We start from the raw sequence: 14031 nt of genomic DNA on the forward strand, positions 1-14031 counted from the left end.
GGAAAATGTCCGCGGCTTGAAAACCACTCTAGGAGGTACGAAAAAATGGCAAGAAACAGCTATGATATGGACGACAACATGAAGAGCAGCGAGTCTGAGACCTACGATAAGACAAAGAATCAGAGCAGAAACAGCCAGAACCGTTCTGAAAACAGCAGCCAGAATCGCACAAGAAACAGTTCCAGGGACTCTATGGATAATGGCAGAAACTGCAAGAGATAAAAAGATGTGGATGTGAAGACAGCACACATTCGCAGAATATGATGAAAGCGGCGGCAGGAGCAGAACCTGCCGCTGTTTTTATGTAACAGGGAATTCCTGGGAAATCCCTGTTACATAAAAAGGCACTAACACGCCAAAGATGCGCACTCGCGCGAGGATGCAGATTGTCGCAAGCGACCGCGCGAGGTGCGAGAATGTGCCAAGGCACATTTTTTGTGTAATAGTGTACATAGAACCTGTCCGGACCGCCCGGCATACCTTACATTAAGGATATGTTTCAGGAGAAGGTATATGTTTCGGACGATTTCGGTGCAGCAGTTGGAGTATCTTCTGGACGGGGAGCGGACATTCACCTTGTTGGATGTGCGGGAGCAGAGGGAATATGAGGCAGGACATCTCCTGGGGGCTGTGAACCTGCCTTATGAGCGGCTGGATGAAGTGGAGGCGGAGATTCCGAAAGACCGCCCGGTGGTCATCTACTGCGCCTACGGGGGCCAGAGCCTGCTTGCGGCGAGGAAGCTTGCAGGGTGCGGGTATGACGCGGTGAATGCACTTGGGGGACTTCATTATTATAGAGGGAAGTATTATGTGAGATGTAAAGAGTAGCACATTCTTGCACCGAACGCGGCTATCAGCGATAAGCTGCATCCGGGAGCCAGGCTTATTGTATAAGCAGTTCGGAAAAAATGTGGAATGTAAGTCTGCTTTGAGGTTCGGCAGGGATTGACAGGGACGCTGCAAACCCTTAAAATTAAATGGAATATGACCATTTGGCGTAAGTCATGGATGGCGCGAAACTATGAAAATACAGTAACTGCTAAGATACCAGGCAGTTACATGACACATCAGAACGGAGAAAATCAGATTGAATACATTTGAATTAATCGTCCCATGCCATTTCGGCCTGGAGGCAGTCATGAAAAAGGAGATCCTGGATCTCGGATATGAGGTCAGCCAGGTGGAGGATGGCCGTGTGACGTTTATCGGCGATGCGGAGGCGATCTGCCGCGCCAATATTTTCCTCAGAACGACAGAGCGCGTGCTCTTAAAAGTCGGCAGCTTCCATGCGGAGACCTTCGAGGATCTGTTCCAGGGAACCCGCGCGATCCCGTGGGAGGAATATCTCCCGAAGGACGCGAAATTCTGGGTCGCAAAGGCGTCCTCCATCAAGAGCAAGCTTTTCAGCCCGTCTGACATCCAGTCCATCATGAAAAAAGCCATGGTGGAGCGGATGAAAAAGGCGTACGGGATCGAGTGGTTCCCGGAAAACGGCGCGAGCTTCCCGCTCCGTGTCTTCCTTCACAAGGACACGGTGACAGTGGCTCTCGACACCACCGGCGAGTCCCTGCATAAGCGCGGCTACCGCACACTGACGAGTAAAGCACCGATCACGGAGACACTGGCGGCGGCTCTCATCATGCTGACCCCGTGGAAGAGTGACCGGATCCTCGTGGACCCGTTCTGCGGAAGCGGCACCTTCCCCATCGAGGCGGCGATGATCGCGGCAAACATGGCACCGGGAATGAATCGTGAGTTCCTGTCCGAGGACTGGAAGCACCTGATCCCCAGAAAATGCTGGTATGACGCCATGGACGAGGCGAACGATCTCGTGGACCTCTCCGTCCAGACGGATATTCAAGGATATGATATCGACGGTGATATCGTCCGTGCGGCGAGAGCGAACGCGAAGGCAGCAGGAGTGGATGAGCTGATCCATTTCCAGCAGAGATCCGTCAGCGACCTGAGCCACCCGAAAAAGTACGGCTTCCTGATCACGAACCCGCCGTACGGTGAGCGAATTGAAGATAAAAAGAACCTGCCGGAGTTATATAAGACCATCGGCGAGCGCTTCGCAGCGCTGGATTCCTGGTCTGCCTATATCATTACGGCTTACGAAGACACCGAGCGGTATTTCGGTCGCAAGGCGGATAAGAATCGGAAGATCTACAATGGTATGATGAAGACCTACTTCTACCAGTTCTTAGGACCGAAACCACCGAGAAAGCGTGAGGACAGAAGAGAAGAGAGATAACAGAACGGCAGCAGACACACAGAGATGACAAAAATGCCGATTGCAGGCAGAAACGCAGGTAAGCGGATATGAGAAGTCGAAGAAGAAAAGGGCGCAGAAACAGGGACGGTCTGTGGATCTGCGGGATCGCGGTGCTGGCAGCCGGGGCTGTCTTTACAGCGAGGACAGAGATCCTGGATCTGGTAACCACAGAGATCGCCTTTGTGCTGGATCCGAAACAGGAAGGCGGAGAGAAAGAATCTGACCAGGATATTGCGGAGCGTGTGGAAAGCACGGACGGCGGTAAGGAAACGCTGACAGATGGCGGCGTAGATCTGGCAGAAACAGATGAAGCGGGAGCTGATCCTGACCAGAAGAATACAGATGCAGGAACGGAGGCTTCCGGCAGCGGAAATTCGGATCCGGAAGCCATAGAACTCCCCTCATCCTATGACATCCGTGAGCATCGGACTGTCTCCGTCTCCGACCAGGGAGATCTTGGCACATGCTGGGCGTTTGCGGCGTTAAAGGCGGTGGAGACCTCCATGCCGGAGTCCATGGCGGTGCCGCTCTCGGCGGACCACATGTCGATCCATAACAGTTTTGGGATCAGCCAGAATTCCGGCGGCGATTACAGTATGGCGATGGCGTACCTTTTAGCCTGGCAGGGACCTGTCTCTGAGGAGGATGATCCCTATGGGGACAGCACTTCGCCGGACGGTCTTGCACCTGTCTGCCATGCCCAGGAGATCCGGATCCTGCCGGAACGGAATTACGACGCGGTAAAACGGGCAGTGTATTTATATGGCGGTGTCCAGACGTCCCTCTACCTCCCGTCAGAAAACCGGGTGAGTGATGAGGATGTCTGCTACAAAGGCAGCGAAGAACCGAACCATGACGCGGTGATCATCGGATGGGATGACAACTATCCGAAAGAAAAATTTGCATCGACCCCGGAATCGGACGGAGCGTTCCTCTGCGTGAACAGCTGGGGAGAGAACTTCGGAGACGGCGGCTTTTTCCATGTGTCCTACGAGGACAGCTGGATCGCGGAGAGCGGAATCTCCTACTGCGGCATCGAACCGGCGGACAATTTCGACAGGAATTACCAGAGCGACCTCTGCGGCTGGACCGGGCAGATGGGATTCGGCGAGCCTGAGGCTTGGATGGCAAACGCGTATACAGCGGAGTCGGACGAGACACTGGAGGCAGTGGGCTTCTACGCTACGGCACCGGACACGGAGTATGAAGTGTATGTGTTTGACGGGGACAGCTTCCGTGAACATGTGGAAAACAATGTGAAATTTCAGGCGGACAGTGGAAAAATCCTGGCATCCGGGACACTGCCGGATACGGGATTTTATACGGTGAACCTGGCAAAGTCCCAAGGACTGGACGCAGGGGAACTGTTCGTTGTGGCGGTAAAGATCCGCACGCCTGGGACGACGCAGCCGGTGGCGGTGGAGTATGCTGGGAGCGGACGGACCGGAAATGTTGACATAGGCGACGGCGAGGGGTATATTAGTTTTGATGGCTCTTTGTGGGAACGGACGGAGACATCCAAGAGATGCAACGTGTGCCTGAAGGCCTACAGCCGGAAAATTGGAAAGTGAGAGATACATGGAACATAAAATTGTTTTTGCAACATCAAATGCCGGAAAAATGCGGGAGATCTGCGAGATTTTAAAAGACCTCGGGGCGGAGATCCTGTCCATGAAGGAAGCCGGTGTGGATATTGATATTGTTGAGGATGGAGATACATTCGCGGCAAATGCGTTAATTAAGGCAAAAGCCGTGTGGGAGAAGACAGGCGGGATCGTTCTGGCAGATGACTCCGGTCTTGTGATCGATGCGTTGAACGGGGAGCCGGGCGTTTACTCCGCGCGCTACATGGGAGAGAAGACTTCCTATGAAATTAAAAACTGGAACCTGATCCACCGCCTTGATGGTGTTCCGGAGAAAAAGCGCACGGCGCGTTTCGTCTGCGTGATCGCGGCAGTTCTCCCGGATGGAAGAACCCTGACAGCGGAGGGAACCATGGAGGGTGTGATCGCCCATGAACCGGCTGGCGCAGGCGGATTCGGCTATGACCCGATCCTGATGCTGCCGGAGTACGGAAAGACATCGGCGGAGATCACCATGGATGAGAAGAATGCCATCAGTCACCGCGGAAAAGCGCTTCGGGCGATGAAGAAACGTCTTGCAGAAGAGATCGGAGAATAAAGTATGAAAATTCTGATCGTGAGCGATACCCACAGAAGAGATGGAAATCTCAGGGAAATTATTGAGAAACAGTCCCCGTTCGATATGCTGATCCACCTGGGCGATACCGAGGGCAGCGAGGCATATTTTAAGGAATGGGTAAATAATGATAACTGCGTGATCCGCGTGGTGCGCGGAAATAATGACTTCTTCTCCCAGACAGACAGGGAGAAGGAGATCTCGATCGGAAAATACCGGGCATTTCTGACCCATGGCCATATGTACGGCGTATCTTTCGAGCTGGAGACGATCAAGGAAGAGGCGAGAGCCAGAAAAGCCGATATCGTCATGTTCGGACATACCCACAAGCCGCATCTGGAGTACTGTGAGGACGGGCTTGTTGTATTGAACCCGGGAAGTCTCTCCTATCCGAGACAGGACGGAAGAAAGCCGTCCTACATGCTGATGGAGCTTGATCGGAACGGTGAGGCACATTATACGGTCTGTTATGTGGATCAGGACAGGGATATTCCGTCGGGACTTTACTAGGCGGGACCGGAAATAATTGGCACAAAACAGATAAAATCAGAAAGCAGTTTTCGAAGAATAAGTTCGGAACTGCTTTTTGTATGAAATCAGATAGCTGCCTGCGCAGAAAGTGCGTATGCAGCCAATTGTAGAAGAAATGCCGCCGGAACAGAGATAGTGGAGGATTCAGCCTCGAATAAAGCCTCGAATAAATAAAAAAAGTGGTTGACAATCCAACCTATCTACGGTATAATTTTAAACGCATTTAGTGAACTTTTGTTTTTAAATGCTTTGCGAAATCCCCGGGGTGTGGCTCAGCTTGGCTAGAGCGCCTGGTTTGGGACCAGGAAGTCGCAGGTTCGAATCCTGTCACCCCGATTTTTATCGAAAAAAAGATAAAAAACTTGTTGACAAATGAGTGGATGTGAGATATAATCTAATGGTCAGCGAAAAAAGAAAAATTTTCCTGCGGGTGTAGTTCAATGGTAGAACACCAGCCTTCCAAGCTGGATACGTGGGTTCGATTCCCATCACCCGCTTTGCTTTTGCGAAAAAGCATAATGAGTCTGTAGCTCAGTTGGATAGAGCAACGGCCTTCTAAGCCGTGGGTCGGGGGTTCGAATCCCTTCAGGCTCATTTGAAATCAAGTGTGATTTCGAATTTTATATTATGGTGGGTATAGCGCAGCTGGTTAGCGCGCCAGATTGTGGCTCTGGAGGCCCAGGGTTCGAATCCCTGTATCCACCCGTATTTCCCTGGGAAGCAGTTCCCGGGGCTTTTTTGTATTTTATGAAAGGTTAGATTTGAAGGAAGATCTGGACGTGTGCGCGGATGCGGTGGAACATTGTCGGGAAAGCATTCTGAAGATGATTCAGGAAATAGAAAATGAACTCAACGAAAATGAAGAAAGCTGAATTTCCATAATAGAAATTCAGCCTTTTTCCGCTGGGCCAGCGGGATTCGAACCCTCGAGTGCAGGAGTCAAAGTCCTGTGCCTTACCGCTTGGCGATGGCCCATTGCCATAACATTAGTATTCTATCATAAGACTGAAAAAAAAACAAGCAGAGGATTGGCAACTTGCCATCTGGTTTGCCATATGCTGATCTGGATGAGAAAGCGCATGGCAGAACTGTAACTATGGTTTGACAGGAAAGGAATATAGCAATGACAGAGGAAAAAACAGCAAAGGTTGTGGAAAACACAGAAAAAAACGGATCAGTCTGTTTAAAATCGAGAGGTGAGCTGGCGAGAGAATTGTTCCGGGAAGGTTACAACTGCTCTCAGGCGGTGACACTGGCGTTTGCGGATGAACTGGAGACGCGCGGAATCAGCAGAGAGATGGCGGCAGGCCTGGCGTCCTCGTTTGGCGGCGGCCTCGGAAGACTTCGGGAGGTATGTGGCTGTGTCAGCGGAATGGCACTGGTCTGTGGGGCTCTGGAAGGCTATACAGACCCGAAAGCGGCGGCGGAGAAGCAGGATCACTATAAAAGGATTCAGAAGCTTGTAACGACGTTTAAAGACGAGAACGGCAGCTATATCTGCAGGGAACTTTTATCGGGGATCAATTCGGATACAACTCCGGTTCCGGAGGCGAGAACGGAGAGCTACTATAAAAAGCGCCCATGTGCAGAGCTTGCAGCCTGTGCAGCGGATATTCTGGAGAGACACTTGGAAGAACTACAGAAATAGAATTGAATTTCCGATCTTGAGAAGAAAAGAACTCATCTCTGAGGTATCATTATGGCAACAAAAAATGACCCGCCGCAAAAGCGACGGGTCATTCTGCCGTTATATTTTACACAATAAGCTTTGTAAGCTGCTATACTCTGAATTAGAGGATTCCAGCCGGAAGAGCAACGCCTACGCCCGGTCCGAACGGAAGTCCGATCATCATCCAGATAACAACTACGATGATCCATGCGATCTGAAGAACGATGGACATCGGGATCATATTGGAGATCAGAGTACCGATCTTGAGATCCGGAACGTACTTTGTCTGAGCAACACTTAAGATCATCCAGATATATGCGGACATCGGTGTCCAGCAGTTGAACGGGGAGTCACCAATTCTGTAAAGTAACTGTGTGAAGCCCGGATGATAACCGAGGAGCATGAACATCGGAACGAAGATCGGAGCGAAAATAGCCCACTTCGCGGAACCGGAGGATACGAAGATGTTGACGAAGGAGCAGAGAAGGATGAAAGCTACACAGAGCGGAATGCCTGTGAAGCCAGCAGCCTCGAGTCCGTCAGCACCTGCGATCGCAAGGAGTGTACCAAGCTTTGTCCAGTTGAATAAGCCCTGGAACTGTCCACAGAAGAAGCAGAACAGAACGTAGGAACCCATACCGGCCATCTGCTTTGACATTGCCTTGTTGACATCAACAGCGTTCTTGAATGTGCCTGCAGTGAAGCCGTATGCAAGACCGCAGAGGCAGAACAGAACGAACAGGATCGGGATCAGGCCCTTTAAGAGCGGGGATCCGATAAACGCACCGTTCTCGCCGGAAAGAAGACCGGTGAAGAATCCGATTGCAATGATGATGATGTAGATGATCGCGGTAAGAGCTGCAGCATTAAGACCTTTCTTCTGCTGCGGAGTAACTTCTTCAAGTTTTGCTTCTCCGGCACCCTCGTATTTTCCGAAACGCGGCTCGATCATATGTACGGAACAGAATCCGATAACTGCTGCACAGAGGAAGGTGGAGAAGATCATGAAGAACCAGTTACAGGTCGGGTCAACCTGGAATGTTGTATCCGGGATGAATGCCTTGATCGCATCGTTTGTAAGACCCTGTAACAGAGTATCAGTACCGGCAACCATCAGGTTTGCTGTGAAACCGGCCTGAGCACCTGCGTAACCAACCATCATACCAACTACCGGGTGCTTGCCTACGCCCATGTAAACGATGGCAGCCATCGGCGGGATAACGACCATAGCGGTATCGGAAGCGATGTTACCAACGGTACCAACGAATGCGATTACGTACGGGATCATAGCTGCAGGAACGTTCTTTAAGGAACTGTTCAGCATGGAGATCAGCATTCCGGACTCCTCACAGAGACCAATACCGAGTGTCATGGTGATAACCAGACCTAACGGAGCGAAGCCTGTGAAGTTCTTTACCATGTTGCCTAAGATCCAGTCAACGCCGTCTTTGGAGAACAGGTTCGCAGATGTTACGACCTCTCCGGAAGCCGGGTTTGTAAGGGCAACGCCCATTACACTGAAGATGCAGCCGATGATGGCTGTGATAAGGAAGAGCCAGCAGAACAGAATCGCTGGCGGCGGCAATTTGTTACAAACTTTTTCGATACCATCAATCAGTTTGTCCACGCCGGTTTTCTTAGCGGTAGTGTTTTCACTCATTTGAAAAACCTCCTGTAAACTTAATTTACGGGACCTAAACCCCCGAGATCCCGCTTGCATGGATATTATACTATAAATGGTTCAAAAAAGCTATATGTTTTTTATAAAGTGTTTATAATTTTTATTTTTAGATTAGAAAACTGAAAAAAAAGCCGGAGATTTCGCCAAATGGAATGATAAATATTTGGTAAAAATGCACAAATCAGGAAATGGCGATTATGAGAAGATTATTGCGTTTATAGTGGTTTCATGTTAAGATAAAGTATCGTGCATGAAACGTGATGACAGATAATAAAGGAATCCTGCCTGACGGATTCAAAAAAGACTGTCAGTGGCAGCAAGTGCCAATGTGCGGTTAATTGAATACCTGGGAGGATATAATATGTTTGGTGGAAACTTTCAGACATGGAAACTTCATTCGGCGCAGGACTACTTTATGTTCTTTGCCTACATACTGGCCGGTGTGCTGGTGTTCTGGCTGATCGCGAAACACATGAACAAACAGCGGAACCACGAGAAGGCAGTGGAAAAGGTTTCCGGACGGCTGAAGAAGATCTGCGGAAAGCCCGGTGAGGTTTTAAAGAACGCGACTTTAAATCTGCCGGAAGGAAAAATGACGTTTGATGTGGTCCTTATGGATAAGAGAGGCGTTTACCTTGTAAGAACTTACGGCTGGGGAATTAAGATATACGGAACTCCGGACGGAGCAATGTGGCGGAGAGAGGACGCAAAGAGAAAAGAGGAGTTTGAAAATCCGCTTCTGGAGCTGAAAAAAGGCGCGGCGGAGATCACAAAGGTGATGGAAGAAAACGGAGTTCAGAGCCTGAAGGTGATGCCGATGGTCGTATTCGCGGACAACTTCCAGACTCCGGAGCTGTATCTCGGATATGGTTCTTTCTCCACAACGTATCAGGAATTAAAGAGCTGGTATAAAAAACAGTCGGGTGTAAAAGAAGTCCAGTACGATTACGATAAGGTTTCTTCTATTATAAAAGAACTTGCAAAATAGGAAAACGGAAGATGAATAAAACGGGCAGTTCCGGAATGGAGTTGCCCGTTTTTTGACAAATCTGTTATGTACTGCCGAAAGTTTTAAAGGATACCAACCGGAAGAGTGGAACCAACACCCGGTCCGATCGGAAGACCGATGAGATACCAGATGATGAAGAAGATCACCCAGATCACTTCAAGGATAACAGCGATCGGAAGAAGGTTGGAAATAAGAGTACCGATCTTTATATCCTTCATGTACTTTGTCTGTGCGGTTGCAAGAATCATCCAGATATACGCAGACATCGGAGTAACTGCGTTTGTCGGGGAATCGCCAAGTCTGTAAAGTAACTGTGTAAAGCCCGGATGGTAGCCAAGGAGCATGAACATCGGAACGAAGATCGGTGCGAAGATCGCCCATTTTGCGGAACCGGAGGACATGAAAATGTTTACACAGGTTACAACGAAGATAAAGCAGATGAATAACGGGATACCTGTGAAGCCTGCGGACTGAATAAGATCAGCACCGCCGATCGCAAGGAGTGTACCAAGCTTTGTCCAGTTGAATAAGCCCTGGAACTGTCCACAGAAGAAACAGAAGGAAACGTAGGAGCCCATTGCTGCCATCTGCTTGTTCATTGCTTTACTGATGTCGCCGGATTTTTTGAATTTACCGGAAGCGAAGCCATATGCGATCGCACAAACGGAGAAGAATACAAACAGGATCGGGATCAGACCCTTTAAGAGCGGAGATCCAACGAAGGCACCGTTCTCAGCGGCTAACGGACCGGTAAAGAAGCCGATTACGAGGAGAATGATATACACGATGGCTGTGATTGCAGCGGCACGGAGTCCTTTGCTTTCTTCGCTTGTCAGCTTTTCAATCTTTTCATCAGTATTGCCTTCGTATTTTCCGAAACGCGGCTCTACAACCTTTGTACAAACAAAACCGATCACGATCGAGCAGAGGAATGTAGAAGCAATCATGAAGAACCAGTTACAGGTAACATCTACCTGGAAAGTTGTATCCGGTAAAAAGCCCTTGATTGCATCGTTTGTAAGCCCCTGAAGCAGGGAGTCGGTACCGGCAACCATCAAGTTTGCGGTAAAGCCGGCGTTCGCGCCTGCGTATCCACAGATCATACCAACGACCGGATGTTTTCCTGCACCGATATAGAGGAGTGCAGCAAGCGGAGGAACGATGATGTTTGCGGTATCGGAAGCAATATTTCCAATCGTACCGACGAATGCGATGAGGTACGGAATAAGAGCCGGAGGAACATCGCTCAGACATCCCTTTAAGAGGGACATTATCAGTCCGGACTCCTCACAGAGACCGATACCGAGTGTCATGGTGATTACCAGACCAAGCGGTGCGAAACCAGTAAAGTTCTTTACCATATTATTAAGGAACCAGTCAAGTCCGTCTGCCGAGAAGAAGTTCTGGGAAACAACGGTCTCTCCGGATGCCGGGTTGATAAGGCTGACTCCGCTGATCGTTGCGATCGTACCGATAATCGCTGTGAAAAGGAAGAGCCAGCAGAACAGGATTACCGGATCGGGAAGTTTGTTACATACGTTTTCGACTACGGTCAATGCCTTGTCGAGCCAGGTCTGCTTTGTTGCAGTATTGGTGTTTTCGCTCATACAGAAACCTCCTGTGATAGTAAAAGTACGAAATAACTGAAAAAACAGGAAGATTTCCAGCAATTTCGCCGATAAAGTAAAAAGTTAATTCTTTGCTAAGAATGAAAAATATTAACTTTTTATAAAACGATTATATATCTTTTGTAAATAACTGTCCACACCTTTTTTTATTTAGTCAAATGTTTTTACAGCTCATATTATTAATGCAATTCGAATAAATTAGAAAATTCAGACAAAAACAAAATGGATCCAGAGAGATCCGGTCAGGAAACCGGATAAAGCTGAGGTATTTTCTTGCGGAGATGGCAGATCCATGTTAAGATGATTGAGTAAGATTTGCGATGCAGGGCCCGGAAAAGAGGTCTTTGCAGCAGGAAAAACAGGAGGGGTTAGCAGATGATTAACGAAAAGAGACTGCTCGACACATTCATTGGCTACGCGATGATCGACAGCGAGACAAAGAATGAGAAAGCGATGGGGGAAAAGTTAGTTGAGGATCTGAAGGCACTCGGTCTGGAAGTAAAGACCGATAAGGCCGGAGAGGGGTTCGGATCCAACGGATTTAACGTATGCGCATATCTTCCGGGAACGATTCCGGGTGAGCCGACTATTATGTGTGCGCACATGGATACCGTGACTCCGGGTAACGGGATCAAACCGTTGATCGATGACGGAATTATCCATACAGACGGATCTACGATCCTTTCCGGTGATGACAAGTCTGGAATCGCGGCGATCATGGAGGCTGTCAAGGTGATCAAAGAGCAGAATCTTCCGTGCCGCAACACAGAGATCTTATTCACCATCGGTGAAGAGGGCGGAATGAACGGCGTTAAAAATATGGATCTGTCCATGATCAAAGGCAAAGAGGCAATGGTATTCGATGCCAGCGGTGATGTTGGAAAGATCTTAACCTGCGGACCTGGCCAGATCAAGATCTTCGCGACGATCATCGGACGTTCCTCCCATGCAGGACTTGCTCCGGAAGAGGGAATCAGTGCGATCCAGGTAGCGGCAAAGGGAATCGCAAAGATGAACCTGCTCCGTATTGATGAGGAGACGACCTGCAATATCGGTACCTTAAAGGCTGAGTACGCAACCAATATCGTTCCGGAAAAGGCTGAGTTCGTGGCAGAGGTGAGAAGCCGCAACCTCGATAAATTAAACGCGCAGGCTGCCCATATGCAGAAATGTTTACAGGATGCCTGTGACGAGATGGGCGCAAAGCTTGAGATCGAGTTAAAGACAAACTATGTAAGCTTCAATGTTGCGAACGACGATCCGATGGTACAGAGAGTGTTCGAGTCCTGCAAGCGCATCGGCTGCGAACCGATGACTGCAAAGGGCGGCGGCGGAAGCGACGCGAACGTAATGGCCCTTCACGGAATCAAGCCGATCGTTCTCTCTACCGGTATGACGAAGGTACATACTACGGGCGAGACGCTGAAGATCGAGAACCTCAATAAGTGCGCGGAGCTTGTTCTGGATCTGATGACACACTAATGAATAATAGAATAAGATTTGCGGAATATATAAAAAGAAGGCAAATAGATTACAGGGCAGCCGATAAAAGGGCTGCTCTGTTTTTTATGTAACAGGAAATTCCGAGGAATTTCCTGTTACATAAAAAGGCACTGACGTGCCAAAGATGCGCACTCGCGCGAAGATGTAGACTGTCGCAAGCGACCGCGCGAGGCGCGAGAATGTGCCAAGGCACATTCTTTTTTATTTAACAGGAGATTACGATGGAACGACCAGATAAAAAAGGCACTAACGTGCCCTAAGATGCGCATTCGCGTGAAGATGCAGATTGTCGTAAATACCTGTGCCGGGTGAGAGGACACGTCGATTGATTTTCAGACATGAAAAAACTCCGGTTCTGGCATACCGGAGTTTTTTCACACAAATACTAAAAAAGGGGGATGTATGAGTATCGAATATATGTCAATTCCGGATCCTTGTGGATCCGAGAATTATGTTTAGTCGAGTCCGGCATAAATGTGCGCGCATTTCATTTGCCTGCCGGCCCCATTTTTATATATACCTGATCAGGCGCTACACGCCTCGTCTTTCGTTTTTATAAAACGCTTCGTGATGTTTTTGCTGATTGGTATCTTTTATGATACAAAGTATACAGGAAGAATGTGACGGAAGTATGGAGAAACTCTAAAAGGAAAATAAAATAAGTGGAGATTTTCTAACGAAAAAATAACCATTTCTTTAGAAATTGTTTATTGTCATGAAAAAAGAGCCGTGGTATAGTTCTGATGCAGTATAACAGATGGCTGTACGCCGGAAAATGCCCTGAGTACCCGGGGAGATGTCTGCGAGGCAGAAACCGGAAAAGCAGATGATTCCTGGAGCACATATAAAAGAAGAATCCGGGAGCACATATAAGATCAGAGGAGGAACTTTTAATCATGAAGAAACACGTTTTACTGGCGGCGGCGCTCTGCATGACAGCAGTGATGGCGACCGCATGCGGATCAAAACATACACAGACACAGGAAACCGCAGCAGAGACAACGACAGAAGCTTCCGATGCGGAAACGAAAGCGGCGGACACGACAAAACCGGATCTTTCTAATGTGGATCCGAAGATGGCGGAAGGTCCGGGAGCGTTCGAGACAGATGAGAGCTCTGAAGGTGTACAGGTGGAGGAGATCTCCGGTGAGGAGCTGGCGAAGCTCCAGAGTGAGGTGGCTGCAAAGCTTGAAAAAACGGATTACAAGTCTTACGCAAAGGAGCTTGTCGAGATCGTGAAGAGTAAGGATATGGAAGGCCTCGCGGACCATATTGATTTTCCGGCGTTTATCTCCTGTGTGAAGACAAACGGCGGAATGGTGGATACAAAGGAAGATTTCATGAAACTGGACCCGGTTGAGATCTTCTCCGATGAGATGGAGGCAGCGATCGGAAAGGTGGATGTTGATACCCTTGAACCGGTTATGGCAGGAATCGTTCTGGGCGATGGTGTTCCGAATATCATCCTCGGCATTACCGTGGACGGAGAACTTGCGATCACAGGAATGAATTACTGAAAATCATGGGCGGACCGAT

The 14031-nt window shown here is 49.0% G+C and carries 12 protein-coding genes and 5 tRNA genes; 14 read left to right on the forward strand and 3 right to left on the reverse strand.

What is annotated here, in order from left to right; all coding sequences use genetic code 11:
- Positions 1-45 precede the first annotated feature (45 nt).
- The 10 genes from ABCW45_RS06870 to ABCW45_RS06915 all read left to right on the forward strand — a co-directional run bounded on the left by ABCW45_RS06870 (position 46) and on the right by ABCW45_RS06915 (position 5709).
- Positions 46-222, forward strand: coding sequence for a hypothetical protein (locus tag ABCW45_RS06870; RefSeq protein WP_015553040.1), 177 nt, complete (start codon positions 46-48; stop codon positions 220-222).
- 291 nt (positions 223-513) lie between these two features.
- Positions 514-828, forward strand: a complete 315-nt coding sequence (locus ABCW45_RS06875; RefSeq protein ID WP_015553041.1) for a rhodanese-like domain-containing protein — start codon at positions 514-516, stop codon at positions 826-828.
- Positions 829-1087: 259 nt separating this feature from the next.
- The gene (locus ABCW45_RS06880; RefSeq protein ID WP_117551832.1) at positions 1088-2254 is read left to right on the forward strand and encodes a THUMP domain-containing class I SAM-dependent RNA methyltransferase; all 1167 of its coding nucleotides are present in this window, start codon (positions 1088-1090) and stop codon (positions 2252-2254) included.
- 68 nt (positions 2255-2322) lie between these two features.
- Complete coding sequence (locus ABCW45_RS06885) at positions 2323-3846, forward strand: lectin like domain-containing protein (protein WP_343220529.1); 1524 nt, start codon at positions 2323-2325, stop codon at positions 3844-3846.
- 7 nt (positions 3847-3853) lie between these two features.
- Positions 3854-4456 (forward strand): XTP/dITP diphosphatase, encoded by a 603-nt coding sequence (locus ABCW45_RS06890; protein WP_343220530.1) that lies wholly within the window; start codon positions 3854-3856, stop codon positions 4454-4456.
- Positions 4457-4459: 3 nt separating this feature from the next.
- Positions 4460-4984: a metallophosphoesterase family protein gene (locus tag ABCW45_RS06895; protein WP_015553044.1), complete on the forward strand. Its 525-nt coding sequence runs from the start codon at positions 4460-4462 to the stop codon at positions 4982-4984.
- Between the two features lie 282 nt (positions 4985-5266).
- A tRNA-Pro gene (locus tag ABCW45_RS06900) sits at positions 5267-5341 on the forward strand.
- A gap of 90 nt (positions 5342-5431) precedes the next feature.
- Positions 5432-5502 (forward strand) — tRNA-Gly (locus tag ABCW45_RS06905).
- Positions 5503-5525: 23 nt separating this feature from the next.
- Positions 5526-5599: transfer RNA gene (locus ABCW45_RS06910), tRNA-Arg, on the forward strand.
- 36 nt (positions 5600-5635) lie between these two features.
- Positions 5636-5709, forward strand: a tRNA-His gene (locus ABCW45_RS06915).
- 199 nt (positions 5710-5908) lie between these two features.
- On the opposite strand, the gene ABCW45_RS06920 is transcribed toward ABCW45_RS06915, so the two are convergent.
- Positions 5909-5980, reverse strand: a tRNA-Gln gene (locus ABCW45_RS06920).
- Positions 5981-6128: 148 nt separating this feature from the next.
- Between ABCW45_RS06920 and ABCW45_RS06925 the strand changes: the two genes are divergently transcribed.
- Entirely contained in the window at positions 6129-6653 is a 525-nt protein-coding gene (locus ABCW45_RS06925; RefSeq protein WP_015553045.1) for a C-GCAxxG-C-C family protein, read from the forward strand.
- A 142-nt stretch (positions 6654-6795) separates the two neighbouring features.
- Here ABCW45_RS06925 and ABCW45_RS06930 read toward each other — a convergent pair whose 3' ends face one another.
- A complete protein-coding gene (locus ABCW45_RS06930) occupies positions 6796-8334 on the reverse strand; it encodes an AbgT family transporter (protein WP_015553046.1) in 1539 nt (512 codons plus the stop codon).
- 382 nt (positions 8335-8716) lie between these two features.
- Here ABCW45_RS06930 and ABCW45_RS06935 point away from each other — a divergent pair, with 382 nt between their 5' ends.
- Positions 8717-9343, forward strand: a complete 627-nt coding sequence (locus tag ABCW45_RS06935) for a nuclease-related domain-containing protein (protein WP_117503115.1) — start codon at positions 8717-8719, stop codon at positions 9341-9343.
- Positions 9344-9426: 83 nt separating this feature from the next.
- On the opposite strand, the gene ABCW45_RS06940 is transcribed toward ABCW45_RS06935, so the two are convergent.
- Positions 9427-10971, reverse strand: a complete 1545-nt coding sequence (locus ABCW45_RS06940; protein ID WP_343220531.1) for an AbgT family transporter — start codon at positions 10969-10971, stop codon at positions 9427-9429.
- Between the two features lie 396 nt (positions 10972-11367).
- Between ABCW45_RS06940 and ABCW45_RS06945 the strand changes: the two genes are divergently transcribed.
- A complete protein-coding gene (locus tag ABCW45_RS06945) occupies positions 11368-12474 on the forward strand; it encodes a M20/M25/M40 family metallo-hydrolase (RefSeq protein WP_021904586.1) in 1107 nt (368 codons plus the stop codon).
- Positions 12475-13391: 917 nt separating this feature from the next.
- Positions 13392-14012 carry a hypothetical protein gene (locus tag ABCW45_RS06950; protein ID WP_343220532.1) on the forward strand — a complete coding sequence of 207 codons (621 nt, stop codon included), beginning with the start codon at positions 13392-13394 and terminating at the stop codon, positions 14010-14012.
- Positions 14013-14031 lie beyond the last annotated feature (19 nt).

It is taken from the genome of Pilosibacter fragilis (genome assembly GCF_032490495.1).
Taxonomy (GTDB): domain Bacteria; phylum Bacillota; class Clostridia; order Lachnospirales; family Lachnospiraceae; genus Pilosibacter; species Pilosibacter fragilis.

Coding starts and splice junctions, on each gene's coding strand:
- ABCW45_RS06870 (WP_015553040.1), top strand. CDS start 46: ATGGCAAGAAACAGCTATGATATGGACGACAACATGAAGAGCAGCGAG.
- ABCW45_RS06875 (WP_015553041.1), top strand. CDS start 514: ATGTTTCGGACGATTTCGGTGCAGCAGTTGGAGTATCTTCTGGACGGG.
- ABCW45_RS06885 (WP_343220529.1), top strand. CDS start 2,323: ATGAGAAGTCGAAGAAGAAAAGGGCGCAGAAACAGGGACGGTCTGTGG.
- ABCW45_RS06890 (WP_343220530.1), top strand. CDS start 3,854: ATGGAACATAAAATTGTTTTTGCAACATCAAATGCCGGAAAAATGCGG.
- ABCW45_RS06895 (WP_015553044.1), top strand. CDS start 4,460: ATGAAAATTCTGATCGTGAGCGATACCCACAGAAGAGATGGAAATCTC.
- ABCW45_RS06925 (WP_015553045.1), top strand. CDS start 6,129: ATGACAGAGGAAAAAACAGCAAAGGTTGTGGAAAACACAGAAAAAAAC.
- ABCW45_RS06930 (WP_015553046.1), bottom strand. CDS start 8,334: ATGAGTGAAAACACTACCGCTAAGAAAACCGGCGTGGACAAACTGATT.
- ABCW45_RS06935 (WP_117503115.1), top strand. CDS start 8,717: ATGTTTGGTGGAAACTTTCAGACATGGAAACTTCATTCGGCGCAGGAC.
- ABCW45_RS06940 (WP_343220531.1), bottom strand. CDS start 10,971: ATGAGCGAAAACACCAATACTGCAACAAAGCAGACCTGGCTCGACAAG.
- ABCW45_RS06945 (WP_021904586.1), top strand. CDS start 11,368: ATGATTAACGAAAAGAGACTGCTCGACACATTCATTGGCTACGCGATG.
- ABCW45_RS06950 (WP_343220532.1), top strand. CDS start 13,392: ATGAAGAAACACGTTTTACTGGCGGCGGCGCTCTGCATGACAGCAGTG.